This is a genomic window from Marinobacter sp. L-46 (genome assembly GCF_056859535.1).
This window is the reverse complement of sequence record NZ_JBSXOP010000083.1, coordinates 1-26,346: the sequence shown is the minus strand read 5'-3', so window position 1 is coordinate 26,346 and position 26,346 is coordinate 1. Positions and strand designations below refer to the sequence as shown.

Sequence of the window (26,346 nt, the reverse complement as noted above, 5' to 3'; positions counted from 1 at the left end):
CGACCTTCTTTGTCGCAAGTCACAGGTATCCTTTGTTCTGCAACCTGGCGCACCCTCTGCGAATCCGGGAGCGCTTAAGGTAAGCTGTTTGCCATCCATTCCAGCGAATTCCGCAGCTAAGGACACCCATGGCCGCCATTGAACCCGGCTTTCACGCCATCCACGCCAACCACCTGGAAGACCTGCGCCGTGCCGTGGTCTATATCTGCCGGCAGAACCCCATGCCGCCGCTGCAGAGCGAGACCTTTCTGGTGCAGAGTAACGGCATTGCCCAGTGGCTGAAGCTGGCGCTGGCGGAGAAGCGCACTAATGAAGGCGTGGGGGGTGGCTTGGACGGAGGCCTGGGCATTGCCGCCGGCATGGATTTCCTGTTTCCCGCGCGCTTTATCTGGCAGGCCTACCGGGCGGTGTTGCCGGACGGCGAAGTGCCGGAGCAGTCTCCCTTCGACAAGCGCCGGCTGGTGTGGCGGCTGTACCGGTTGTTGCCGGAGCTGGTGGGGCAGGATGAAGCGTTCACGCCATTGGCACGGTTTCTGGACGGCAGCGATACCGACCTGCGCAACTTCCAGCTGGCCGAAAAAGTAGCCGACCTGTTCGACCAGTACCAGGTGTTCCGCGCCGACTGGCTGGCGGCCTGGGAGCAGGGCAAGGACGTGGTGATCACCGCCCGGGGTGAGGAAAAGGCCCTGGATGCGGAAACCCTCTGGCAGCCGTTACTCTGGCGCAAGCTGGTAGAAGACGTGGGCAGCGAGGCCCACACCAGCCGCTCGCAAATTCACACCCGCTTTATGGAGCAGGGCCAGCGCATCAGCGAGCCGGCCAATCCGGGGCGCCTGCCCAAACGCATTGTGGTGTTCGGGGTGTCGTCATTGCCCCGGCAGGCGCTGGAAGCTTTATACGTATTGAGCCGCTTTAGCCAGGTGGTGCTGTGCGTGCACAACCCCTGCCAGTTTTACTGGGCCGACATCATCAGCGACCGGGAGCTGCTGAAAGCCGAACGCAAGCGGGGCGCCGCACACCCGGTGTTGTCGCAAATTGAGGACCCGGACCAGCTGCACCAGCATGCCAACCCGTTGCTGGCGGCCTGGGGAAAACAGGGCCGGGACTACATCCGCCTGCTGGATGAGTTCGACAATCCGGACGATTACCGCAGCAGTTTTCAGACCCCAGGGCAGAAGATCGACATCTTCACCGACCATGGCGATGTGGATAACCCCTGCCTGCTGCACCAGTTGCAGAACGATATCCACAACCTGACCCCATTGCAGGAAATCCGCCAGCAGCACCGCACGGTGGATCTGGCCCGGGACCATTCCGTGGTGTTCCACGACGCCCACGGCCCCCAGCGGGAGGTGGAAATCCTGCACGACCAACTGCTGGCCGCGTTCAATGCCAACCCCACGCTGCGGCCCCGGGATGTGATTGTGATGGTGCCTGATATTAATGTGTATGCGCCGCACATCCAGGCCGTATTTGGCCGCTATTCGCCGGGCCGCAAACGCCACATTCCGTTCACCATTTCCGACCAGGGCCAGCGCCACCACGAACCGGTGCTGATAGCCCTGGAAACCCTGATGTCGCTGCCCCGCAGCCGCTTTGGCGTGAGCGAAATTATCAGCCTGCTGGAAGTGCCCGGCATTCGCGACCGCTTTGATATCAGTGAAGACGAGATTCCCCTGGCCCGGCGCTGGGTGGAAGGCGCCAACATTCGCTGGGGCCTACATGGCGAGCACCGGCAAAGCCTGGACCTGCCGGCGGAGCTGGATCGCAACACCTGGCAGTCTGGCCTTCGGTCCATGCTGCTCGGCTACGGCATGGGCGATGACGAACCCTGGGGCGGGGTAGAGCCCTATGGCGAAATCGGCGGCCTGCAAGCCAGCCTGGCCGGGCGCCTGGGCGAGTTCGTACACCAGCTGGAAACCCTGTGGCAGGCCCTGCAAGCCACCCGCACGCCCGGTGAATGGGAAGCCCTGTTCTCCGCCATGCTGGAGCAGTTTTTCCACAAGGTGGAAGGCCAGGACCTGCTGTTGCTGAACCGCTTCCGCCGCCAGTTGGAGCAATGGCTGGAAGATGCCCTCGCCGCAGGCCTTGATCACCAGCCGCTGCCTCTGAACATCGTCAAGGATGTGCTGCTGCAGGGCCTGGACGAAGGCGGCCTGAACCAGCGATTCCTCGCCGGCAAGGTGAACTTCGCCACCCTGATGCCGATGCGCGCCATTCCGTTCCGCAAGGTGTGCCTGCTGGGCATGAACGACGGCGACTACCCCCGCTCCCGGCCGCCCGTGGATTTCGACCTGATGGCCCAGGACTATCGCCCGGGCGACCGTTCCCGCCGGGAAGACGACCGTTACCTGTTCCTCGAAGCCCTCCTATCCGCCCGGGAGCAGCTGTACATCAGCTGGGTAGGGCGCAGCATCAAGGACGATTCCGAGCGGCCACCCTCGGTCTTGATCGGCCAGTTGCAGGATCACCTGGACAGCCTGTGGTCTGTGGCAGGACAACCGGAACTTGCGGTGACCAAAGCCCTGACCACCCAACACCCATTACAACCCTTCAGCCGGGACTACTTCCCGAAAGCCAATGGCCTGGGCGAAGGCGAAGAGGCCCGGCCCAGGCCGCTGGCCGAGGTGCTGCAGGCCCGTGGATTGTTCACCTACGAACGGGAATGGCGCAGCGCCCACGCTGTGGATAACTCTGAGCAGAGCCGGGAAGCCCTGCCATACCAGGCTCCGGAAGAACCCATCAGCCTGAACGATCTGGCAAACTTTCTGAAAAAGCCCATCGACAACTTCTACCAGCGCCGGCTGCAGGTGCGCTTTGAAGACGTGGAAGACGAGGATACCGACAACGAAAACTTCGACCTGAACGGCCTGGACCGCTGGCGCCTGGATAACGAACTGATTCAGAACAGCGTGCTGAAAGCCGACAGCGAGGAAGAACTGCACGAACGTCTTGCAACCAGCCTGGACCGCATGGCCCGGCGCGGCGACCTGGGCATGGGGGTCACCGAACACCGTCTGCGCACGGAACTGGCCGGCCGGCTGCCGGACCTGTTCGAACGCTATCGGGGCGCCCTGGCGGAATGGCCGGAAGTGATGGCGGAGCCTTTACCCTTCGAGTTTCGCCATACGAGTGACCTCGGCTCGGCGGAAGTGGCGGACCTGATCGACAACCTGCGCTGTAATCCACAAGGGCAAGTGTGCCGGCTGGTCATCGCCAGCTCCGGCCTTCTGAGCAGTTCAGGCAATGGCAAGAAAGTGCGCTACGCCAACCTGCTGCGGGACTGGCTGATCCACCTGGCCGGGCAACTCAGCGGCCAGCCCTTTGAAACCCTGATTCTGGGTAAGGAAGAAGGCCGCAAGTTCCACTTCCCGGTGATGGCACCCGAACAGGCACGAAAACACTTCGAAGCCATTCTCAGAAGCTGGATGGACGCCACCACCCGGGCACTGCCCATTCACTGCGAAGCCGGCTTTGCCTGGATCACCAGTTTCTATGGCGGCAAGAAACACGTGGGCGACCACGAGCGGGCCATCAGTGAGGCAGAGCAGGCCTACACCACGGCACTGGAGCGAGACGCCGGCTACCTGCGCGGTGCCTTTGAAAGCCCCGAGATACTGATGGCCAGCGGCGAGTTCGAAGCCTTGCTGCACCAGCTTTACGTGCCCTTGTGGGAAGCGGAGCAGGGCAAATCGGCGGCCGAGCAGGTGGGTTACCAGGAGGAGCAGGCATGAATCAGACAACCCCTAACCGCAACCCGAACCTGGACCCGCTGGCGTTGCCCCTGAACGGCAGCGCGCTGATCGAGGCCAGTGCCGGCACCGGTAAAACCTTTACCATCGCCATCCTGTATGTGCGCCTGGTGCTGGGCCATGGCCAGGCAGAAGACAGCCCGCTGCAGAACCTGCTGCCGCCGAACCTGCTGGTGGTGACCTTTACCGACGCCGCCACCAAGGAGCTGCGGGATCGCATCCGCACCCGGCTGACCCAAGCTGCCGAGGTGTTTTCCGACGCCGCTGACAGCCTGGAACCGACCCCGGAAACCGCACTTATCCACAAGCTGCGGGATAACAGCTATCCGGACCCGGCCAGCTGGCCCGACTGCCGCAAGAAACTGCTGCTGGCCGCCGAGTGGATGGACGAAGCCGCGGTGTCCACCATCCACGGCTGGTGTAACCGCATGCTCAGCGAACACGCCTTCGACAGCGGCAGCCTGTTCAAACTCACCCTGGCCACCGACCAGAGCGAACTGCTGGAAGACGTGGCCCGGGATTACTGGCGTACCTTTGTCTATCCGCTGCCGCCGGCCCTGATGGACGAAGCCCTCAGCCACTGGAAAACCCCCACCGACCTGCGCAAGGCGGTACGCAACCTGATCGACGATCCGGACGCCCTGGGCACACCGCCAGAGAACGTGCACCAGGCCATCAACCAGGTGGTCAGCGAGCGGCTGGCACGGGCCAATGAGTTGAAAGCGCACCCCTGGGCCCAGTGGCAGCAGGAAGTCACCGATCTGTTGACCGACCTGCACCAAGCCAAGCGCCTGCACGGCGGCAGCAAGAACGCCATGATCAAGGTCTGGGACAACCTGCTGGACTGGGCCGATTCCGACGAACTGCTGCCGGAGAAACTGGACAGCGCCGCCGGTTACAAGAACCAGACCCCCGAAGGCCTGGATAACATCCTGAAAGGGGAGGAGCCCGGCCCCCATCACCCGGCCTTCGACGCCATCGAAGCCTTGATGGCATTCGGCCAGAACCAGCCCAGCGCCAAGTCTGACATCCTGCGACACGCCAGCCACTGGATTGCCAGCCGGCTGGAAGCGGAAAAGCAGCAGCGATCGGAAATGGGCTTTGATGACCTGCTCACCCGCCTGGACGACGCCCTGCACGGCCCCCGGGGCGACCAGCTGGCGGCCACCATCCGCCGGCAGTTCCCGGTGGCGCTGATTGACGAATTCCAGGACACCGACCCGGTGCAGTACCGCATTTTCAACCGGGTCTATAACGTGGATGCCAACAGCCCGGACACCTGCCTGCTGATGATCGGTGATCCGAAACAGGCCATTTACGGCTTCCGGGGTGCCGATATCTACACCTACCTGCAGGCCCGTCTGGGTGTGCAGGCCCGCACCTACACCCTGGGCAAGAACTTCCGCTCCGCCGAAACCATGGTGAGCGCCGTCAACCGGGTGTTTGAACACAGCGACCAGCACAGCGACAAAGGCGCCTTCCTGTTCGGCAAGGGCGACAGCACGCCGCTGCCGTTCCAGGGCGTGGATGCCAACGGCACCAGGCGCCTGTGGGCGGTGCAGGGTGACATCCAGCCCAGCCTGGTGTTCTGGACCCACGAATCCGGTGAAACCGACAAGGAAGGCAATCCGAAGGGGCTGGCCAAGGGCACCGCCACCACCGAGGTGGCCGAAACCTGCGCCAGTGAAATTGCCCGGCTGCTGACTCTGGGTCAGGCCGGACAGGCCGGCTTTGCCCTGCCGGATAACCCGGCGGACCTGGAGCCAGTGGCCCCCAAAGACATCGCCGTGCTGGTGAACAACCGCAACGAGGCGGCCGCAGTGCGGGATGCCCTCGGGCGCCGGCGCATCAAGAGCGTGTACCTGTCCGACCGGGATTCGGTGCTGACCTCCCAGGAAGCCAAGGAAGTGTTGTGCTGGCTGCGGGCCTTCGCCGAGCCCCGGCAACTGGCGTTTATCCGTGCCGCGCTGGCCACACCGACCCTGGGCCAGAGCTGGCAGACGCTGGACTTGCTGCTGACCGACGAGCTGGTGCTGGAACGGGAAATCGAGCGCTTTCAGGGCTACCAGCAACAATGGCAAAGCCAGGGCGTGCTGCCCATGCTGCGCAGCTTTTTGATGGACTTCGAAGTGCCCGGCCTTTTGCTGCAACGCCCCGACGGTGAGCGAAGGCTGACTGACATCCTGCACATTGCCGAACTGTTGCAGCAGGACAGCCTGCAACTGGACGGCGAACACGCGCTGGTGCACCACTTCACCCAGATCCTGCGGGCAGCGGATGAAGAGGACGAACACCGCACCCTGCGCCTGGAAAGCGACGCCGGGCTGGTAAAGGTAATTACCGTGCACAAATCCAAGGGCCTGGAATACCCGCTGGTGTTCCTGCCCTTCGGCACCGCCTTCCGGGCAGAGAACCAGAAGCAGGCGTATGTTCGCTACCACGACGACACCGGCAAGCTGGTAACGGTGTTCGACCCCACACCGGAAGACATCGAACAAGCCGACCAGGAACGCCTGGGCGAGGACATCCGCAAACTCTACGTGGCCCTGACCCGGGCCCGGTTTGCCACCTGGGTGGGCGCTGCGGCTGTGGATAACTGGCATCAGAGCGGTTTGGGATACGTGCTGGCCGGATCACCGGAGCAGGGCATCAGCCAGGCGCTGACAACCCTGGCCCAGGGTCGCCCGGAAATCCGGATGACCCCGCTGCCGGAAGCCGAAAGCACGGTATTCACCGAAACCGCCCCGGAAGCCCTGGGGCCGGCGCTGGTCTCCAGCCGGGAAGCGAAGGAAGACTGGTGGATTGCCAGTTACTCCAGCATCGAATACACCGGCATGGCCGGCACCGGTATTACCTTCACCGGCGAGGTGGAAGACGCCCAGACCCAGAACCTGCTGGAAGAAAGCGCCCAGGAACCAGCCGAAGAAGCCCCGGCCATGCCCAGCGTACGGAACCATCACCACTTCCCCAAAGGCGCCGGCCCCGGCACCTTCCTGCACGAATTACTGGAATGGTGCACAGCCCAGGGCTTCCAGCGGGTTGTGGATAACTCCGAGCTGCTGCACGAACAGCTCACCCGCCGTTGTGGCACCCGGGGCTGGGGCGACTGGGTGGAACCCCTGCAGCAGTGGCTGCTGGCGTTGATCCGGAAACCGCTGAAACTGGACCGGGACGGGCAGCAAAGCGCCAGCCTGGCAGAGCTGGGCAACCTGCGCCCGGAGCTGGAGTTCTGGTTTGAAAGCCGCAACGTCAGCATCCGACAACTGGATGCGCTGGTCACCCGTCACACCCTGAACGGCGCGGACCGGCCCCGGGCCGAAACCTACCGCTTCAACGGCATGCTCAAGGGCTTTATCGACCTGGTGTTTGAACACAAGGGGCAGTATTACGTGCTGGACTACAAATCCAATGCTTTGGGCGAGGACGACGCCGCCTACACCGACCAGGCCATGGGCCAGGCGATCCTGGACAAGCGCTACGACCTGCAATACGTGCTCTACCTGCTGGCCCTGCACCGGCTGCTGAAAGCCCGGCTGCCGGGTTACGACTACGACCAGCACATCGGCGGCGCGGTGTACCTGTTCCTGCGCGGGGTGAATTCCGCCAGTGGCGGCGCGTTTACCGATAAGCCCCCGAGAGTGCTGATTGAACAACTGGATGCCGTGTTCGATGGCGAGCCAGTCTCCGGGGAGGTAGCCGCATGAGCCGTACCCGCCACACCGAAAGCCAGTTTGCCCTGGATCTGGGAGACGACGCACCGGTGAACACAACGGCAACGGAACCGCACAAGCCTGTGGATAACTCACAGCTATTGGCCAGCCTGAACGAAACCGAAGCTTTGTTAGGGCAATGGCAACAGGCCGGCTGGATTCGCCCGCTGGATACCGGCTTTGCCCGGCTGATCCGGGAACTCAGCGAAGAGCAGGGCGAAAGCCCGAAGCCTCTGGTGCTGCTGTTGGCGGCGCTGACCTCCCATCAGGTGGGCCGGGGCCACGTGTGCATCGACCTGGCCACGCTACTGGCCGATGCCGGCCATACGTTGGCACTGCCGCCGGAAGAACCGGCCCATGCCGGTCTGTCCGAATCCGAGGTGGCCAACCTGCAAGGGATTTATCCACAGGAGCTGCTGGCCCGGGTGCAACTGGCCGATTGCCTCGCTGCCCTGCAAGGCTCGCTGGCAGTCAGTGATGGCTCCGTGCCGACACCGCTGGTACTGAACGGCACCCGGTTGTATCTTCGCCGGTTCTGGCGCTATGAACAGCGTATTGCCGAGGGTATCCAGCAACGGCTGGCCTTGCCATCGCCGCTGGCTGACCTGCAATCAGTGGCCGCGCAAACCTTATCCACAGCCCTGGGCGCGCTGTTCCGGTCCACCGAACCGGTGGATTACCAGAAACTGGCCTGCGCCCTGGCGGCCCGCAACCGCTTTGCGGTGATTACCGGCGGCCCGGGTACCGGCAAAACCACCACTGTCGTTAACCTGCTGGCTGCCCTGCAGGCCGTAGCCGGAGAAAGCCCGGAACGGGCCGGGCGCAAGTACCGTATCCGCCTGGCCGCGCCCACCGGCAAGGCCGCCGCCCGCCTGAACGAATCCATTGGCGGCGCCGTCAGCAAACTGCCACTGGCAGACCTTCCCGGCTCCGTGCAACTGGACGATATTCCCTCCAAGGTCACCACATTGCACCGGTTACTGGGCAGCCGGCCAAACACCCGGCAGTTCCGCCACAACCAGGACAACCCGCTGCTGGTGGATATCCTGGTGATCGATGAAGCCTCCATGGTGGATGTGGACCTGATGGCCTCGGTGTTCGACGCACTGCCCGCCAATGCTCAACTGATCCTGCTGGGCGACAAGGACCAACTGGCCTCGGTGGATGCCGGTGCGGTGCTGGGCGAGCTGTGCCAGCGCGCCTTCGACGCCCACTACACCCCGGACACCGCCAACTGGCTGGCCGCCATCACCGGCGCCCGGGTACCCGACGGCCTTGTGGATAACTCAGGCCAAGCCTTGGACCAGGCCGTGGCCATGCTGCGCAAGAGCTATCGTTTCGGGCAGGACAGCGGTATCCGCGAACTGGCGGAAGCTGTGAACACCAGCGCGCTCACCAGCCGTGTATTGGGGCAGATCCGGGGCGCCGAGTTCGAGGATGTGATCTGGCTGAACGGCGACACGCCGAGACCCGACCCGGAACAGACGCTTGAGCTGATCTGCCGCCACGCCATCACCGGCACCCCGGAGAGCTTCCGCAACGCCGGGCAGGGGCGGGTGGTGAATGGCAAAGCACTGCCACCGCCGGTGGGCTATCGTCATTATCTGGAAGTTATCCACAGCTCAGGTTTAACCGCGGACAGTCCCCGGGAAGCCTGGGATGCCCACGCCGCAGAGGTGCTGGAAGCCTTCAACGATTTCCAGGTTTTGTGTGCGTTACGGAAAGGCCCCTGGGGCGTGGAAGGCTTAAACCAGCAAATCGCCCAAAAGCTGCTGGCGGAGAAACTGATCGACAAAACCGACGGCTGGTACGCCGGCCGGCCGGTACTGGTCACCGGCAACGACTACAATCTGGGCCTGATGAATGGGGATATCGGGATTACCTTCAGTGTACCCTGGGATAAAACTGCCAGTGGCGAGCCCAAAGACACCCTGCGTGTGGCGTTCCCCAGTGGCGACAGCACCGGCGGCATTCGCTGGATTTCCCCCAGCCGTCTGCAGCAACTGGAAACCGTGTACGCGATGACTGTGCATAAGTCCCAGGGCTCGGAGTTCAACCACACCTGTCTGGTGCTACCGGATCGCCTCAGCCCGGTGCTTACTAAAGAGCTGGTATACACCGGTATTACCCGCGCGAAAAACTGGTTCAGCCTGATTACCGGCGATGCGCAGGTGTTCAAGGATAGCGTAGGGCAGCAGGTGGTGCGGGCTTCGGGTCTGGCGCTTCGGCTTGTGGATAACTAGGCCCTGGTATTCGGTCTTTGAGGGCTCCGGGTCGCCAGTAAGCGGAGGGCCTTGCCAAAACACGCTCCTTCGGCACATCCCTGTGACGCTTGAGCTCCGCCATCCATGGCTCCGCACAGTTTTGGCAAGGCCCTCCGCTCACTGGCTCAGCTAGGAGTTGTCCTCACTCCGGTGCTGCTGCTCCCACAGATGGGCGTAGTGACCACCGGCAGCTAACAGTTCATTGTGACTACCACTTTCCACAATCCTGCCACCGTCCATCACCAGAATGGTATTGGCGTCACGAATGGTAGACAGCCGGTGAGCAATTACCAGAGTGGTACGCTGACGACTAACCTCCTTCAAAGCACCGAGGATTGCCTGTTCGGAAAGGGAATCCAACGAAGAGGTCGCCTCGTCCAAAATCAATAACGGCGGGTTCTTCAGAATAACCCGGGCAATCGCCACCCGCTGCTTTTCGCCACCGGACAACTTCAGGCCACGCTCTCCCACTTTAGTTTCGTAACCTTCCGGCAGGCTGTGGATAAAGTCTTCCAGATGGGCCATGCGGGCGGCCCGGTAGACTTCTTCCTCGGTCGCTTCGGGCCGACCGTAGGCGAGGTTACGGTACAGGGTGTCGTTGAACAGGACGGTGTCCTGCGGAACCACACCGATGGCCGAGCGCAGGCTGTCCTGGGTTACTTCACGGATATCCTGGCCATCAATCCGGATAGCACCTTTATCCACATCGTAGAAGCGGAACAACAGCCGGGCGAGGGTAGATTTGCCGGCGCCGCTGGCGCCTACTACGGCCACGGTATGGCCGGCAGGTATGGTGAAGTTCACATCCTGCAGGATGGGGCGGTCCGGCCGGTAGGCGAAGTGAATGTGTTCGAAGCGTACCTCGCCGTTATCCACAGCCAGGGGTTTGGCATCCGGTGCGTTCTGGATGGCGGGTTTATCCCCAAGCAGTTTGAACAGGCGCTCCACGTTTACCAGGGCCTGGCGGATTTCCCGGTAGACGAAGCCCAGGGCGTTCAGGGGGATGAACAGCTGGATCAGGTAGGCGTTGATCATGGTGAAATCGCCCAGGGTGATCTCGCCACTGGCCACTTCGCCCACTGCCATGGCCATGATGACAATCAAGGCCACGCCGATGATCAGCGCCTGGCCGGCGTTCAGGGTGGCCAGGGACAGGCGGTTTTTCAGCCGGGCCTTTTCCCAGTCGTCCAGGTCCTGGTCGTACAGTTCGGCTTCGTAGCGTTCGTTGTTGAAGTATTTGACGGTTTCGTAGTTGAGGAGGCTGTCGATGGCCCGGGAGTTGGACTGGTTGTCCCGGGCGTTGGCTTCCCGCACGAACTTCGTTCGCCACTCGGTGATCTTGATGGAGAACACCACATACACCACCACCGCCACCAGAATGGCCAGCACGTAACCCACGTTGAACACCACCAGTAGAATACCGGCCACCAGCAGGATTTCCAGGATGGTGGGCACGATGTTGAACAGGGTAAAGCGCAGCAGGAAGCTGATGCCATTGGTGCCACGCTCAATATCCCGGGCCAGGCCACCGGTTTTGCGGTCCAGGTGAAAGCCCAGCTCGCGCTGGTGCAGGTGTTCAAAGATGCGCAATGACACCCGCCGCATAGCCCGCTCGGCCACCCGGGCGAACACCGCATCCCTCAGCTCGTTGAACAGGGTGGCGCCAAAGCGCAGGGAGCCGTAGGCCACCACCAGGACCACCGGAATCCACAGCAGCATGTCGGCACCGCGGTTCTGGTCCAGGTAATCCACGATGTATTTCAGGGCGACCGGTGTGGCTACGGTGGCCAGCTTGGCCAGTACCAGCAAAGACAACGCCAGTGCTACCCGGCCCCGGAACTCGGTCAGGTAGGGCCAGAGCCCGGCAATCACTTTCCAGTCGGGTTTGTGGTCGGCGGGGTAGTCGTTATCAGCGTAGGCGCGCACGGGAATTCCTGTTCGGTTGGTAAGGAGCAGATTGTGCCAGATTCATCGTATACTGTGGGTATTCACAGGGTGCTGAACAGCACCAAATTTTCAGACTCAGGTATTTACATGACTTCGGATAATTCCCAGCCCAAGACCACGCCGGATCACCAGCCGCGCCCCTGGATCGATTTGCTGGTCAGTATCGTGATTCCCTCCGTTATTCTGATGAAGTTCAGTGGCGATGAGCACCTGGGCAGTGTTAATGCGTTGATCCTCGGCCTGGCCTTCCCGTTAGGCTGGGGCTTGTTCGAACTCATCCGGTACCAAAAGAAGAACTTCATTGCCCTGCTGGGCCTGATCAGTGTGGGCCTGACCGGTGGTATCGGCCTGCTGGAGCTGGACGCCGGCTGGCTGGCTATCAAGGAAGCGGCGGTACCCGCGGTGATCGGGCTGGCAGTGCTTATCTCCACCCGCACCAAATACCCGCTGGTGCGCACCCTGCTGTATAACCCCAATGTTCTGGATGTGGATAAAATCCATGCTTCATTGGAGGAGCGGGGCAGTGTGGATGAATTCGAAGAGCGGCTGATGAAGGCCAGTTACTTCTTTGCCGGAACCTTTCTGTTCTCGTCTATCATGAACTACGTGCTGGCGAAGTGGATTGTGGTGAGCCCGTCTGGCACCCAGGCGTTCAATGAGGAGCTGGGGCGGATGACCCTGGTCAGCTACCCGATGATCGCCATTCCCTCCATGGTGATGATGATGCTGATTTTCTGGTATCTGTGGCGCACCATTCGCAGGCTTACCGGCCATACCCTGGAAGAGGTGATGGCACCGCACCTCGTGGAGAAAGAGAAAGAGAAGGAACGGAAGCGGGCACAGTCTTCCAAATAGTACGAACTGGAATATCCATTCGGTACTGATAACAAAAAACGGTGGCTTCCTGCGGATGCCACCGTTTTTTTTGCCCTGGATAGCGCCCGGGAATCAGACGTCCAGGTTGGTTACTTCCAGTGCATTGGTCTGGATAAACTCGCGGCGCGGTTCCACATCGTCGCCCATCAGGGTGGTGAAGATCTGGTCTGCCGCAATGGCGTCTTCGATGGTGACCTTCATCATCCGGCGTGTTTCCGGATCCATGGTGGTTTCCCACAGCTGTTCCGGGTTCATTTCACCCAGACCCTTATAGCGCTGGATGTTCAGGCCACGCGAGGCTTCCTTCATCAACCACGCCAGGGCGCCCTCAAACGACAATACAGCCTGCTTACGCTCACCTCGCTGGATGTAGGCACCCTCTTCGATCAGGCCTTCCAGGGTTTCGCCAAGGCGGGCAATGGCCTTGTAGGAGGCAGATTCGAAGAAATCGTGGCTGAACACGTGCTCGTAGGGAATACCGTGCACGTAGATCGTCACTTTCGGCAGGTACAGGCCACGCTCTTCGTCCCGGGTAACGGAGAAGGTGTACTTGGTGCCGGTCTTGGTATCCAGCTCCAGGCCTTCACCCAGGCGTGCCACCCAGCGTGCGACCGCTTCTTCGTCCTTCAGCTGCTCCGGTGTCAGGGTGCTGTTGTAGATCATCTGCTGCAGCACCATGGCCGGGTAGGCACGGGACAGGCGATCAATCATTGCCATAACGGCCTGGTAGTCCTTCACCATGGTTTCCAGGGCGGAATCCTTGATGGCCGGGGCCTCTGGGTTCACGTACAGCTGGGCACCTTCCAGGGCGGTCTGGGTCAGGTAGGCTTCCTTCGCCTTCTCGTCCTTCAGGTACTGTTCCTGCTTGCCGCGCTTAACCTTGTACAGGGGCGGCATGGCAATGAACACGTGGCCACGGTCGATGATTTCACGCATCTGCCGGAACAGGAAGGTCAGCAGCAGGGTACGAATGTGGGAGCCGTCTACGTCGGCGTCCGTCATGATAATGATGGAGTGGTAACGCAGTTTGTCCGGGTTGAATTCTTCCCGCCCGATACCGCAACCGAGGGCGGTAATCAGCGTGCCCACTTCGGCAGACGACAGCATCTTGTCGAAACGAGCTTTCTCTACGTTCAGGATCTTACCCTTCAGGGGCAGGATGGCCTGGGTTTTCCGGTCACGACCCTGCTTGGCACTACCACCCGCAGAATCACCCTCCACTATGAACAGTTCAGACAGGGCCGGGTCTTTTTCCTGGCAGTCGGCCAGCTTGCCGGGCAGGCCGGCGATATCCAGCGCACCCTTGCGGCGGGTCATATCCCGGGCTTTACGGGCGGCTTCACGGGCACGGGCCGCTTCGATCATCTTGTTGACGATCACCTTGGCTTCGTTCGGTTTTTCCTGCAGGTAATCGGCAAACTTCTGGTACAGCTCCTGCTCAACCGCAGTTTTCACCTCGGATGAAACGAGCTTGTCCTTGGTCTGGGAGGAGAACTTCGGGTCCGGCACCTTCACGCTGACAATGGCTGTCAGGCCTTCCCGGGCGTCATCACCGGAGGTGGCCACCTTGGCTTTCTTGCCCAGGCCTTCCTGCTCGATGTAGTTGTTCAGGGAGCGGGTCAGAGCCGCCCGGAAGCCGGCCAGGTGCGTACCACCATCCCGCTGGGGGATGTTGTTGGTGAAGCAGTAGATGTTTTCCTGGAAGGCATCGTTCCACTGCATGGCCACTTCCACGGCAATTCCGTCTTCACGTTCGTGGGTGAAGTGGAAAACCTGGTTCAGCGGGGTCTTGTTGGTGTTCAGGTGCTCAACAAAGGCCCGCAAGCCGCCTTCGTACTCGAAAATCTCTTCCTTGCCGCTGCGCTCGTCTGTCAGGCGGATACGCACACCACTGTTCAGGAACGCCAATTCCCGCAGGCGCTTGGCCAGGATGTCGTAATGGAATTTGATGTGGGTGAAGGTTTCCGGTGAGGGAATAAAGTGAACCTTGGTACCGGAATCCTGGGTGTCGCCCACTTCGGCCAGCGGTGCGTTGGGAACACCGTGGGTATAGGTCTGCTCGTAGACCTTGGCATCACGGCGGATGGTCAGGGTCAGGGTAGAGGACAGGGCGTTAACCACTGACACACCCACACCGTGCAAACCACCGGAAACCTTGTAGGAGTTGTCGTCGAACTTACCGCCGGCGTGCAGCACCGTCATGATAACTTCGGCGGCGGATACACCTTCTTCTTCATGGATATCCACAGGGATACCACGGCCATTATCCTTGACCGTGATGGACTCATCGGGGTGGATGATCACGCCGATTTCAGAGCAGTAACCCGCCAGAGCCTCGTCGATGGAGTTATCCACCAATTCAAAGACCATGTGGTGCAGGCCGGTGCCATCGTCGGTATCGCCGATGTACATACCCGGGCGCTTGCGCACCGCATCCAGTCCCTTGAGGACTTTGATGCTGGAGGAATTGTAGTTCGATTCACTCATTAACGAGACTCCTGAGGTGATTCCCGGTCTATTCTTCCGTCAATTTTCCATGTTCCACGTGGAACATTCTGTATTCAGGGGCATCGACACCGGCCCACAACAGGTCGGGTTCCGGGTGTTCGATGGAGGTAATAAACACCTGACAACGCAATTCCTGGAGCTTGCGAGCCAACATAATCCGGTGGCGCACATCCAGCTCCGCATTGATGTCATCCAGCAGGAAGGTAACCTGTTTACCGAGATCGCTCAGAACCTTGCCCTGGGCAATCTTCATCAGGATCACGAGGGTTTTCTGCTGTCCCCGCGAAAAGGTTTCTGCCACCGGACGCCCGCCTAGCTTCAAGCGAATGTCCGCACGGTTGGGGCCGTACAGGGTGTGCCCCATCCGGCGTTCCTGTTCCCGGTGACCGGCCAGTACCTCAACCAGTGACTGGCTGCGATCCCAGCCCGGATAGAACTCCAGCTTGAGGCCTTCTGTCCATCCGGCATCCAGTTCTTTGAGCACTTCATTGAAGGCTGTTTTGAACTTCCTGAAAACCTGTTCCCTGATGTCGCTGAGGGTTTCTGCAAGGGCACCAAACTGATTGTCCCATACCCGCATCAATGATTCGTCCAGTCTACCATTTCTGAGCGTTTGATTCCGCTGTGATGTCACTCTCTGGCATTGTTGCCAGGTTAAAGAAAAGGAAGGTTCCACGTGGAACACTAACCAATCCAGAAACTGGCGACGCTTGCCCGGCCCCCCGGCCACAATGTCGAAGACGCCGGGATCAATAACCGACACCGGAAGATGCATAGCCAGTGCCGACAAACTACGAACAGCCTCACCGTCCACGCGAAGAGAGGTTTCCTTGGCTGAAACATCCCGGGCGATGCCCAGGCGATGAACAACAGGTTCCTGGCTATCATCTGAAGTTCCGGCCATGCCTTTATCCAGGCCACCAAAAACCGTGAGTTTGCTCTGACCATGGGAAACGACCGCCTGGTGCCGGGTAACCCGGAACGAGCGCCCGAGCCCCAGATAACCAATGGCTTCCAGTACGCTGGATTTACCACTGCCATTGGCACCGTAGATCAGGTTAAAGGAGGGAGAGAAGCTGATGGGATCCGGCGCCAGGTTACGAAAATTCTGGGTCTGAAGTTTCACTAGCGCCATAGGGAGAAAATCTCGATAAACCTGGGCCCCGTTAATGCAGCATGGTCAGGCGTTCATCCATAAACACATCCATTTCCGGCGCCAGGATATGCACATAACGGTCGAAGTACAGGAACTGTTTCAGTAACAGCGCGAACTCACGCGGAAAATGCAGCCCGTGGCTTTCCCCAACCTTAACCATATCCATCAGGATGTTGTTCACATCATCCTCGGCCTGGTCGACCTGATAGGGCACATCGTCCGGCACCATGCGATCCATCTGACGGTATAGTTTCTGCAAATCCGCAGACAAATCTTCCACCCGCACAGAGCGACGGGTCACGCCGATACGAATCATGGCATCGGCCATGCCATCGAAGTTGCCCACCATGATGGCGGAAATAAAATCGCTTACCGCCTGCCAGGTGTCCGGCTTGATACGGCCCACAATGCCGAAATCGATAAACCCGACCCGTCCGTCCTTCAACACCATCAGGTTACCGGCGTGCACATCCGCGTGGAAAAATTCGCACTTGGTCAGGCTGGCAAACCAGGTATTCATGGCCGTAATCAGGGTGCGTTCCGGATCGCTGGAGAATCCGCGAATACTTTCCAGGTCGGTCAGCGGTACGCCATGGAAGCGTTCCATGGTGAGGATCCTACGGCTGCTGCAATGCTCGTACACCAGGGGAACCGTGGCGTCTTCGTTGTGGGTATCGTTCAGGAACTGTCGGAAAACCTTGAGGTTATTGGCTTCCTTGATGAAATCACATTCTTCCATCATGGTTTGCTGGATTTCATCGACAATGCCCGACAGGGAAGTCCAGGACAGTTTCGGAGCCAGGGTTTCCAGGATACGGGCAGACAGATACAGAAAATTCAGGTCCGTCAGCAGGATGTTTTCCACACCCGGCTTCTGAACCTTGATCACCACATCTTCACCGGTCACCAGCTTTGCCGCATGTACCTGGGCAATGGATGCGGAGGCGAGGGCCACCGGATCGATCTCGGCAAACACCTGGTCAATCGGCCGGCCCAGTTCATCCCGGATAATCTTGCGGATGACGCTGAAGGGCAGGCTCGGGGTTTTATCCAGGCAATACTGGAACTCCTCCACATACTCCTTCGGGAAAAAGGTAGGCGAGCTGGCGATAAACTGGCCCAGCTTGATGTAGGTAGCACCCAGGTTTTCGAAGGTCTGGCGCAGCAGCTGCGGGGTAGGGGGGCGATCGCCCCGCACCCAGTTCAGCCCGGTACGGCCCAGCACCGACAAGGTCTGGCCAATTCGGAAAGCACCTTTGATTCCATTCGTTACGGCACCCATAAAGTCCTCCGGAAATAATTACAGCCGCATGGGCATGACAACATACAGACAGCTGTTGTCATTCTCGGCTTCAATCAGCGCACTGCTGTTTGGATTAGACAGAGTGATCTTCACCTGGGCATCGTCCAGGACGTTCATCACATCCACCAGGTAGCCTACATTGAAACCGATCTGCAGGGATTCGCCCTGGTAGTCTACCGGCAGTGCATCTTCGGCCTGTTCCTGGTCCGGGTTGTTGGCAAATACCTGCAACTGTCCCGGGGACAGGTTCAGGCGTACGCCGCGAATGTTTTCGTGGGACAAAATACCGGCCCGCTGCAGGGTATTCTTCAGGGTCGCGCGATCGGCCAGGACAATCTTGTCGCCGCCACGGGGAATAACCCGGTTGTAGTCCGGAAACTTGCCTTCAATCAGCTTGGAGGTAAAGGTGTACGCACCCACCGTGGCCCGGAGGTGGTTATCGCCGATCACCAGGGTGACGGGCGACTCGTCGTCATCCAGCAGGCGGGCCAGCTCAAGCACCCCTTTTCTCGGCACAATCACCTGGCGCAGGTCCGGACAACCGGTCTGCAGATCACAGTGAGCCATGGCGAGGCGGTGGCCATCGGTAGCCACGGCACGGACATGGCCGCTGTCCACTTCCAGTAACAGACCGTTCAGGTAATAACGCACATCCTGCTGGGCCATGGCGAAGGCGGTGGCGTCGAACATACGGCCGAGTTCCTTCTGGGGCAACTCCAGGCGGAAACTTTCCGGCTCGTCTTCCACGTTCGGGAAATGCTCCGCCGGCAATGTAGACAGGGTGAAGTGGGAATTACCCGCGCGCACATGCAGGCGGTCACCTTCCAAAGCCAGGTCAATCGGGGCCTCGTCGCCAAGGGCGCGACAGATATCCGACAGCTTGCGGGCCGGAACCGTGATCCTGCCAGGCTGGTCCACGTGTACCGGGGTTACCCGGCCTACCAGCTCCACTTCCATATTGGTACCGGTCAGCGTCAGGGTATTGTCTTCCGCTTCCAACAACACGTTGGACAGCACCGGCATGGTCTGTTTCTTTTCCACAACGCCCGCAATGCTTTGCAGCGGGGTGAGCAGGGATTCACGGCTGATTGTCAGTTTCATGGCACTCGGCTTCAGTTATCGGAAGTGAATGTTATTGGTTTTGCCACCCCGGTCAGGTGGTCAGCAGTCTCATAAAGTTCTGGTAGTCTTCCCGGATGCCCGGATCGGTTTCCTGCAACTCGATTATCTTCTTGCAGGCGTGCAGCACCGTGGTGTGGTCACGGCCGCCAAAGGCATCGCCAATTTCCGGCAAACTGTGGTTGGTCAGTTCCTTGGCCAGGGACATCGCCACCTGGCGGGGCCGGGTGACGGTACGGGTCCGGCGCTTGGACAACAGGTCCGATACCTTGATCTTGTAATACTCCGCCACGGTGCGCTGGATATTATCAATACTGACCTGCTTTTCATGCAGTGCCAGCAGGTCTTTCAGGCTTTCCCGGATAAACGGAGGAGTAATCTCAGAGCCAGTGAAGTGGGCATTCGCTATCACCAAACGCAGCGCGCCTTCAAGCTCCCGAACGTTAGAGCGTATTTTCTGGGCAATAAAAAACGCCGCTTCGCTGCTCAGTTTCACATTGGCCTGCTCGGCCTTCTTCATCAGAATCGCGACCCGGGTTTCCAGCTCCGGCGGCTCGACCATCACAGTCAGACCCCAGCCGAACCGGGATTTCAGCCGCTCTTCCATATCCACGATTTCTTTCGGGAAACGGTCACAGGTCACAATCACCTGTTGGCCACCCTCAAGCAACGCATTAAAGGTGTGGAAAAACTCTTCCTGGGAACGCTCCTTGCGGGCAAAGAACTGGATATCGTCAATCAGCAAGGCATCGACTGAGCGGTAGTAGCGTTTGAATTCGTTGATGGCGTTCAGCTGCAGCGCCTTGACCATATCGGCCACAAACCGTTCCGAACGCAGGTACGCCACCTTGGCCTTCGGGTTGCGACGGACAATCTCGTTACCGATGGCGTGCATCAGGTGGGTTTTACCCAAGCCTACGCCACCATAAAGGAATAACGGGTTATAGGCGCCACCGGGGTTCTCTGCCACCTGCATGGAGGCCGCGCGGGCCAGCTGGTTGGATTTACCTTCTACAAAGGTATCGAAGGTAAAGGTTTCGTTCAGGAAACTCTGGTGCTTGATATCACCCTCAACCTGCACCGGGCGCCGTTCGTTACCACCGGTCCTGCCGGCAGACGTGCTGCCTGGCGCCTGGCGCGGACTGGCCACCGTAGCCGCCACGCTTTTCTCTTCTTCAGTAACGGTCTCGCCGGTTTCATCAGACAGGCGTTCCGGAACCGGCTCGGCCACCGAACGCACCACCGGCTCGCTCGCCTTGGGGGCAGACCCCACTTTCATCTGAACCCGGGGGGCCTGACCGCCTCCCAGCTCCTTTAATACTTCTTCTATACGGCGCAGGTATTTTTCATTCACCCAATCCATCACGAAACGGTTGGGAGCGAACAGCATCAACTGCCCTTCGCGCTGATCCGACTGGAGGGGCCTCAACCAGGTATTAAACTGCTGTGCGGGAAATTCATCCCGGAGTACTTCAAGACATTGATGCCACATACTGTTCGGCACGACCGCCTGCTCCCGACTACCTGACTGTTCTTACACCGGAAAGGGCTTTCCCGTTGCTCAAGGTGACCCCGGATTCTACCCCGAGCCGGGGTTCAGTAAAAGGCCGGCTGTGCAGGTCATGAACAGCCTGTGGAAACTTTTTATTTTCAGTTTCAAATTCTTACAAACCTATCTACAGCCTTGTGTACAGAAAACCCCTGAAAAAAAGTTATACACAGGGCTCTGTGTAAACCCCCGCTTCAACCCTGTGTGCAACACCTTGACCGAACCATGGATAACTCGCTCCCTGATTCCGAACCGGACTTGTTCACAATTCGACAGGGTGTTCTCCACAGGGCTCAGAGCGACCTGTCACAAGCCTTATCATTATTCTATTTTTTTGTTTCTGTTGATATTTTTAGGCTTTTCCACAGAAATCATGGTGCGTAATAACAGTAATAAATAATCTTTGAAAGAATTTAAAAAAGACTTATAGATTCTGTTAGTGAGCCTTGCGGGTTTTACCCATACGGAAAACTTGCTTTACCTGTCGCTCAAACATTGAACTTGTCTCAGGATTTGACTAGAATGCCGCTCCTGTTTTGGCTGTCTATTTTCCAGCCAGTTACCAATGTCCATTGACGATTTGTGAGATCATCACCATGAAAAGAACATTCCAGCCAAGCGTCCTGAAGCGCAAGCGTGTTCACGGTTTCCGTGCCCGTATGGCGACTGCGAACGGCCGTAAGGTAATTTCCCGTCGTCGTGCCAAAGGCCGCGCACGTCTGTCTGCGTAACTTTACGCTCGCCTCATGAAGGCTTTGACGTTTCCGAAGTCTCATCGACTGTTGAAACCTTCGGACTACAGCAAGGTCTTCGATGGCGTACAGCTGAAAGTTCCGCACAGGAATTTTCTGATCCTGGCTGCTCCCAATAATCTGGGTCACGCCAGGGTCGGACTGATTTTCTCGAAGAAAAACCTGAAACTGGCGGTCCAGAGAAACCGGATCAAACGCCAGGTACGGGAAACCTTCAGAAATCAGCAGGATTTACCCGCCCTGGACATTATTGTTCTTGGCAGACAAGGCCTTGCCCAGCTGGAAAATCCAGCGGTGCATTCCGCTTTGGACGATATCTGGCGCAGAGTGAAAAAGCAGTTCAACAAGCAACTCGAAAAAACGTACCGAAAATCAACGTCTGAGGGCTCAGACGCGACGTCCCGAGGTACAGATTGATGCGCCAATTACTGCTTTTACCCATCCGGTTCTACCAATATGCCATCTCTCCAATGATGGCGAGCCATTGCCGGCACTACCCTACCTGTTCACAATACGCTGTCGAAGCCATTCAGCATCATGGCGCTCTCAAAGGCAGTTACCTGGCAGGTGCGCGTCTACTCAGATGTCATCCCTGGGCCGAAGGCGGTTATGATCCTGTACCGGGAACCGGGCACGTTGCTCCAGAGCCAACCGGCAACCTGACTGAATCCACTCACACCACTACTCAGACCAGACCCTAAGTTTATGGATATTCAACGCATCGTTTTGTTTGCCGGTCTTGCGATTGTCAGTTACCTGATGGTGCTAGCCTGGAACGAAGATTATAACCAGCCGCAAACTACCCAGGTGGTAGAGGCTGAGTCCTCCGTTAACGGCAACGCAATGGCAGACGATATGGTGTTGCCGGAGTCCGGATCGACAGCATCAGGCAACGATGAATTCGCGACACCGGAAACCGGTAGCCTGTCGTCAACGTCTGCAGCTGCGGAAGGTTCAGTCAGCAACCGCTACATCACCGTAACCACCGACGTTTTCCAGCTGAAGATTGACCGCATTGGCGGCAACGTGGTGGAAAGTTCACTGCTCCAGTACGACGAATCCCTCAACAGCGAACAACCCCTGAAACTGTTGTCCAGCACCCAGACCCGTACCTACCTGCTGGAAAGCGGACTGATCGGCCGTGATGGCCCGGATGGCCGTAACGCCTCCCAGGCTCCGGTATTCAACGCTGAAAGCAGCGAGTTCGAATTATCTGAAGGCCAGGACGAACTCAACATCGACCTGACCTTCACCACCGATCAGGGCGTGGCTATCACCAAGCGTTACCAACTGGCCCGGGACAGCTACGAAATCGGTGTTCGTTACCTGATCAGCAACAACTCGGAATCCGACTGGCAGGGCAACTTCACCGGCAAAATCGTTCGTGACCAGGCTCCGGACCCCACTTCCCAGGCCAGCATGGGTATCAAGGCCTATCTGGGTATGGTGGTCAGTACGCCGGAAGATCCCTACGAAAAATACGACTTTGATGACCTATCCGAAAACCGCATCAACCAGTCCGTTACCAACGGCTGGCTGGCGTTTCTGCAGCACTACTTCCTGACCGCGTGGGTTCCTGACCGTGATCAGACAGCCCAGTTCCAGAGCACCCGTCGGGATCAGTTGCACGTGATGGGCTTTGTTTACCCCGCCACCACGGTGGCTGCCGGTGATACCGCGGAAATTGGCGCAACCGCATACGTGGGCCCGAAGATCATTGATCGCCTGGAAGCCCTGGCACCCAACCTGGACCGCACCGTTGATTTCGGCTGGTTGTTCTTCATCTCCCTGCCGCTGTTCATCATCCTGGAATGGTTCTATGGCCTGGTGGGTAACTGGGGTGTGGCCATTATCCTGCTGACGGTTCTGGTAAAGGCGGTGTTCTTCCACCTGTCTGCCACCAGTTACAAGTCCATGGCCAAGATGCGTGCGGTTGCTCCGCAGCTGACCCGCCTGAAGGAACTCTATGGCGACGACCGCCAGCGCATGTCCCAGGAAATGATGGCCCTGTACAAGCGCGAAAAAATCAATCCGCTGGGTGGCTGTCTGCCGATACTGGTTCAGATGCCGGTGTTCATTTCCCTGTACTGGGTACTGTTTGAAAGTGTGCAGCTGCGCCATGCGCCGTTCATGTTGTGGATCCAGGATCTGTCCCAGATGGACCCGTACTTCATCCTGCCGATCCTGATGGGTGCCAGTATGTTCATCCAGATGAGCCTGAACCCGACACCGCCGGATCCCATGCAGGCCAAGATCATGAAGCTGATGCCGCTGATCTTTACTGTGTTCTTCCTGTGGTTCCCGGCAGGCCTGGTACTGTACTGGCTGGTGAACAACATTCTTTCGATCTCCCAGCAGTGGTACATTACCCGCAAGATCGAAGCGGAAACTGCAGGCAAGAAGTACTGATTTAACAGTCCTTCTGACCTGACAAAGGCTCCCTTGGGGAGCCTTTGTTTTTTCTATCCCGGGAAAATGAAGATGCAGCCAGCTACAGACACCATTGCCGCCATTGCCACTGCTCCGGGCCAGGCCGGTGTAGGTATTGTTCGGGTGTCCGGCCCGAAAGCCATGACCATAGCCCGCGCCATGCTGGGCTTCGAGCCCAGACCCCGATATGCTCATTACGGTCCATTCCGGGACCAACAGGGTGAACTGATCGATGAAGGCATCGGCCTGTACTTCCCCAATCCGAACTCCTTTACCGGCGAGGATGTGCTTGAGCTTCAGGGCCACGGCGGTACCGTGATCCTGGATATCCTGTTGCGGGAAGTCTGCAGCCTGGGTGCCCGGCTGGCCCGCCCAGGTGAATTCTCCGAAAGAGCCTTCCTGAATGACAAGCTGGACCTGGCCCAGGCCGAAGCTATTGCCGATCTGATCGAAAGCAGCTCGGAACAGGCTGCCCGTTGTGCCGTGCGTTCCATGCAGGGGGTGTTTTCCAAGCGTGTGGATAACCTGGTGGAAGCCATCACCCATCTGCGCATTTACGTGGAAGCGGCCATCGATTTTCCGGAAGAGGAGATCGACTTCCTGGCGGATGGCAAGGTGGCAACCGACCTGCAGAACCTGCTGGAACAGGTAGAGCAGATCCTGGGCGAAGCCCAGCAAGGCACTATTTTGCGGGACGGCATGAAAGTAGTGATTGCGGGCCGACCCAATGCCGGAAAATCCAGCCTGCTCAATGCCCTGGCGGGCCGGGAAGCGGCGATTGTGACCGCTATCGAAGGCACTACCCGGGATGTCTTGAGGGAACATATCCACATCGATGGCATGCCGCTGCATATCATCGACACGGCCGGCCTGCGGGACAGCCCGGATGAAGTGGAACGCATCGGCATTGCCCGGGCCTGGGAAGAAATCCGCCAGGCCGACCGAATCCTGCTGATGGTGGATGCCACCACCACCGACAAAACCGAACCCCATGAAATCTGGCCGGACTTTATCGACCAGCTGCCCGCCAGCGCACCGGTCACCGTCATTCGCAACAAGGTGGATTTGTCCGGTGAAGCTGTGGGTATCACCGCAGAGCCGCATCAAACCGCCCCGGTTATCCGGCTTGCCGCCAAGGCCGCGGAAGGCCTGGAAGTACTTCGGGACCACCTGAAACAGTGCATCGGCTTTGCCAGCACCACCGAAGGCGGCTTCCTGGCCCGGCGCCGGCACCTGGATGCGCTCGAACGGGCACGGGATTCCTTGCTCCAGGGCCAGACCCAGCTGGAAGGCTATGGTGCGGGGGAACTACTGGCGGAAGACCTGCGGGCAGCCCAGGATGCCCTGGGGGAAATCACCGGGCATCTGACGCCGGACGAGCTTTTGGGTAAGATTTTCAGCAGCTTCTGTATCGGGAAGTGAAGTGGTAAAAAAAGGGTTATCCACAGCAACCAAAAGCAAATCAAGTAACTGTTTATAAAGGGTTTTATTCTTTCTCGCTGTTTTTGTCTTTCCATTTTTCTCGATGATTTACCCCGAGAGTACCCCGAAGTATGGTCTTGGGGGACTCTTGGGGTACAAATGGAGGAAAAGGTGAAAATCAGCATCGAGATTCGGAAACCAGATACAGAAGGAAAGCGGGCAATCCGCCTGATTTACTATGGCGGTTCCTACACAGATCCGGAGACTGGCAAGCGTCGGCATAAGCGATCTCGGGAACCCTTGGATTTGTTCCTGTATGACAAACCCAGAACGCCTGCGCAGCGTCATCACAACAAGGAAGCCGAGCGCGCAGCTGAAGCAATCCGCGCAAAGCGCCTTTATGAATATGAAACCGGCAAGCACGGGCTCGGAGGCACCAATCAACTAAAGGCGAGCTTCTTCGATTATTTCCAGTCCATCACAGATGAAAAAGCCGCGGGTAGTAAGAGTAACCATTCAATCTGGGTTTCGACACTCAAGCATCTGAAAGTTTTCCACAGGCTTCCGGAGCTGACGTTTGAGGAAGTAGACCAGGCTTTCCTTGAGGGCTTCAAACATTACCTTACCCACATTGCACGCACTAAAAGTACCGCCCCTCTCAGCTCTAATACCCAGCATGCGTACTTCAATAAACTTCGGGCTGCTCTGAACCAGGCTGAGCAGCAGGGTATTATTCATGACAATCCGGTTCGCCGAGTAAAGAACATCAAACCAGAGAACAATCAGAGGGTGTACCTCACGGAGGACGAGCTGCGGGCTTTGGCCAAAGCCGATTGCAGATACGACGTCCTAAAGCGGGCATTTTTATTTTCAGCAAGCACAGGCTTGAGGTGGTCAGACGTGCAAAAGCTGACCTGGGCCGATGTTGAGCAGTTCTACGATGGGCACCGGCTCATCTTTCGTCAGAAGAAAACAAAGGGCTTGCAGTATCTCGATTTGAATCGCACTGCTATAAAGCTCATGGGACTTCCCAAAGAGCCATCAGAGCGAGTGTTCAAAGGGCTGAAATATTCGGCTTGGCATAATATGGAGCTCACCCGTTGGGCTATGAGGGCTGGCATAACAAAACACGTTACTTTCCACAGTGCGCGCCATACTTTTGCAGTAATACAACTTTCCAGGGGTGTGGATATCTACAGCGTGTCGCGACTGCTTGGCCACTCAGAACTGCGCACTACGGAGATCTATGCGGACATCATCGAGCCCCGTCAGAGAGAAGCGATGGTGAGTTTCCCTGAAGTACTTTGATCTACCAGTGCAGCTGGAACCCCCTTCCTCCTGGAAAGAAAGCATGTGCCGGGGCATCAAGCCCCGGCACTAGGTTGTAGATTATTATAGATAATCATAGATCAGATCCGGAGTTATTGTCAAATCTGGTGTATGACCATCAGGCAGCGTTCCTGCCAGATTGATCTTCCACCTGTATTCCATCCTGAAACTGCACGTTGTCCACGACCAGCTTCAGTTGGTCAAACCCCTTGATTCGCTTCCAGCGTTT

General features: G+C 58.6%; 16 protein-coding genes. 10 read left to right on the top strand and 6 right to left on the bottom strand.

The genetic code is table 11. The annotated features are described in order from the left end of the window. Nucleotides 1–128 precede the first annotated feature (128 nt). Genes recC through recD form a run of 3 tightly spaced genes read left to right on the top strand, consistent with a single transcriptional unit; the run spans nucleotide 129 to nucleotide 9,705 of the window. Nucleotides 129–3,734 (top strand): exodeoxyribonuclease V subunit gamma, encoded by a 3,606-nt coding sequence (gene recC / locus AC13DJ_RS14630; RefSeq protein ID WP_482932884.1) that lies wholly within the window; start codon nucleotides 129–131, stop codon nucleotides 3,732–3,734. Then, nucleotides 3,731–7,456 (top strand): exodeoxyribonuclease V subunit beta, encoded by a 3,726-nt coding sequence (gene recB, locus AC13DJ_RS14625; protein ID WP_482932883.1) that lies wholly within the window; start codon nucleotides 3,731–3,733, stop codon nucleotides 7,454–7,456. Before recC ends, recB begins: the two co-directional genes overlap by 4 nt. Beyond that, entirely contained in the window at nucleotides 7,453–9,705 is a 2,253-nt protein-coding gene (recD, locus tag AC13DJ_RS14620) for an exodeoxyribonuclease V subunit alpha (RefSeq protein ID WP_482932882.1), read from the top strand. The genes recB and recD overlap by 4 nt, the downstream gene beginning before the upstream one ends. Before the next feature lie 150 nt (nucleotides 9,706–9,855). Here recD and AC13DJ_RS14615 read toward each other — a convergent pair whose 3' ends face one another. Further along, complete coding sequence (locus AC13DJ_RS14615; protein ID WP_482932881.1) at nucleotides 9,856–11,652, bottom strand: ABCB family ABC transporter ATP-binding protein/permease; 1,797 nt, start codon at nucleotides 11,650–11,652, stop codon at nucleotides 9,856–9,858. A gap of 108 nt (nucleotides 11,653–11,760) precedes the next feature. On the opposite strand from AC13DJ_RS14615, the gene AC13DJ_RS14610 reads away from it, so the two are divergent. Beyond that, the gene (locus AC13DJ_RS14610) at nucleotides 11,761–12,528 is read left to right on the top strand and encodes a VC0807 family protein (RefSeq protein WP_199457680.1); all 768 of its coding nucleotides are present in this window, start codon (nucleotides 11,761–11,763) and stop codon (nucleotides 12,526–12,528) included. Between the two features lie 93 nt (nucleotides 12,529–12,621). Here AC13DJ_RS14610 and gyrB read toward each other — a convergent pair whose 3' ends face one another. The 5 genes from gyrB to dnaA are packed head-to-tail and all read right to left on the bottom strand — an operon-like array spanning nucleotide 12,622 to nucleotide 20,139. Beyond that, the gene (gene gyrB / locus AC13DJ_RS14605) at nucleotides 12,622–15,036 is read right to left on the bottom strand and encodes a DNA topoisomerase (ATP-hydrolyzing) subunit B (RefSeq protein WP_474539772.1); all 2,415 of its coding nucleotides are present in this window, start codon (nucleotides 15,034–15,036) and stop codon (nucleotides 12,622–12,624) included. 28 nt (nucleotides 15,037–15,064) lie between these two features. Continuing rightward, a complete protein-coding gene (gene recF / locus AC13DJ_RS14600) occupies nucleotides 15,065–16,192 on the bottom strand; it encodes a DNA replication/repair protein RecF (RefSeq protein WP_474539773.1) in 1,128 nt (375 codons plus the stop codon). Nucleotides 16,193–16,223: 31 nt separating this feature from the next. Further along, complete coding sequence (locus tag AC13DJ_RS14595) at nucleotides 16,224–17,495, bottom strand: ABC1 kinase family protein (protein ID WP_058342179.1); 1,272 nt, start codon at nucleotides 17,493–17,495, stop codon at nucleotides 16,224–16,226. A gap of 18 nt (nucleotides 17,496–17,513) precedes the next feature. Next, nucleotides 17,514–18,617: a DNA polymerase III subunit beta gene (gene dnaN / locus AC13DJ_RS14590; RefSeq protein ID WP_058342178.1), complete on the bottom strand. Its 1,104-nt coding sequence runs from the start codon at nucleotides 18,615–18,617 to the stop codon at nucleotides 17,514–17,516. Nucleotides 18,618–18,669: 52 nt separating this feature from the next. After that, nucleotides 18,670–20,139 (bottom strand): chromosomal replication initiator protein DnaA, encoded by a 1,470-nt coding sequence (dnaA, locus tag AC13DJ_RS14585; RefSeq protein WP_094624301.1) that lies wholly within the window; start codon nucleotides 20,137–20,139, stop codon nucleotides 18,670–18,672. A 641-nt stretch (nucleotides 20,140–20,780) separates the two neighbouring features. Here dnaA and rpmH point away from each other — a divergent pair. The 6 genes from rpmH (at nucleotide 20,781) to AC13DJ_RS14555 (ending at nucleotide 26,096) form a co-directional block, all read left to right on the top strand. After that, on the top strand, nucleotides 20,781–20,915 hold the full coding sequence (gene rpmH / locus AC13DJ_RS14580) for a 50S ribosomal protein L34 (RefSeq protein WP_008172542.1): 135 nt from the start codon (nucleotides 20,781–20,783) through the stop codon (nucleotides 20,913–20,915). 15 nt (nucleotides 20,916–20,930) lie between these two features. Next, the gene (gene rnpA / locus AC13DJ_RS14575) at nucleotides 20,931–21,353 is read left to right on the top strand and encodes a ribonuclease P protein component (protein WP_232901983.1); all 423 of its coding nucleotides are present in this window, start codon (nucleotides 20,931–20,933) and stop codon (nucleotides 21,351–21,353) included. Beyond that, nucleotides 21,353–21,637 carry a membrane protein insertion efficiency factor YidD gene (gene yidD, locus AC13DJ_RS14570; protein ID WP_082641126.1) on the top strand — a complete coding sequence of 95 codons (285 nt, stop codon included), beginning with the start codon at nucleotides 21,353–21,355 and terminating at the stop codon, nucleotides 21,635–21,637. Before rnpA ends, yidD begins: the two co-directional genes overlap by 1 nt. Before the next feature lie 4 nt (nucleotides 21,638–21,641). Continuing rightward, a complete protein-coding gene (gene yidC, locus AC13DJ_RS14565) occupies nucleotides 21,642–23,345 on the top strand; it encodes a membrane protein insertase YidC (protein ID WP_199457676.1) in 1,704 nt (567 codons plus the stop codon). A 72-nt stretch (nucleotides 23,346–23,417) separates the two neighbouring features. Further along, nucleotides 23,418–24,788 (top strand): tRNA uridine-5-carboxymethylaminomethyl(34) synthesis GTPase MnmE, encoded by a 1,371-nt coding sequence (gene mnmE / locus AC13DJ_RS14560; protein ID WP_474539774.1) that lies wholly within the window; start codon nucleotides 23,418–23,420, stop codon nucleotides 24,786–24,788. A 171-nt stretch (nucleotides 24,789–24,959) separates the two neighbouring features. Then, entirely contained in the window at nucleotides 24,960–26,096 is a 1,137-nt protein-coding gene (locus AC13DJ_RS14555) for a tyrosine-type recombinase/integrase (RefSeq protein WP_482932879.1), read from the top strand. The last annotated feature ends 250 nt before the right edge of the window (nucleotides 26,097–26,346 follow it).

Bases quoted from the DNA above. Each gene is read 5' to 3' on its own strand.
- dnaN (WP_058342178.1), bottom strand. From the start codon at position 18,617: ATGAAACTGACAATCAGCCGTGAATCCCTGCTCACCCCGCTGCAAAGC.
- rnpA (WP_232901983.1), top strand. From the start codon at position 20,931: ATGAAGGCTTTGACGTTTCCGAAGTCTCATCGACTGTTGAAACCTTCG.
- recD (WP_482932882.1), top strand. From the start codon at position 7,453: ATGAGCCGTACCCGCCACACCGAAAGCCAGTTTGCCCTGGATCTGGGA.
- AC13DJ_RS14595 (WP_058342179.1), bottom strand. From the start codon at position 17,495: ATGGGTGCCGTAACGAATGGAATCAAAGGTGCTTTCCGAATTGGCCAG.
- gyrB (WP_474539772.1), bottom strand. From the start codon at position 15,036: ATGAGTGAATCGAACTACAATTCCTCCAGCATCAAAGTCCTCAAGGGA.
- recC (WP_482932884.1), top strand. From the start codon at position 129: ATGGCCGCCATTGAACCCGGCTTTCACGCCATCCACGCCAACCACCTG.
- recB (WP_482932883.1), top strand. From the start codon at position 3,731: ATGAATCAGACAACCCCTAACCGCAACCCGAACCTGGACCCGCTGGCG.
- AC13DJ_RS14610 (WP_199457680.1), top strand. From the start codon at position 11,761: ATGACTTCGGATAATTCCCAGCCCAAGACCACGCCGGATCACCAGCCG.
- yidC (WP_199457676.1), top strand. From the start codon at position 21,642: ATGGATATTCAACGCATCGTTTTGTTTGCCGGTCTTGCGATTGTCAGT.
- mnmE (WP_474539774.1), top strand. From the start codon at position 23,418: ATGCAGCCAGCTACAGACACCATTGCCGCCATTGCCACTGCTCCGGGC.
- recF (WP_474539773.1), bottom strand. From the start codon at position 16,192: ATGGCGCTAGTGAAACTTCAGACCCAGAATTTTCGTAACCTGGCGCCG.
- yidD (WP_082641126.1), top strand. From the start codon at position 21,353: ATGCGCCAATTACTGCTTTTACCCATCCGGTTCTACCAATATGCCATC.
- rpmH (WP_008172542.1), top strand. From the start codon at position 20,781: ATGAAAAGAACATTCCAGCCAAGCGTCCTGAAGCGCAAGCGTGTTCAC.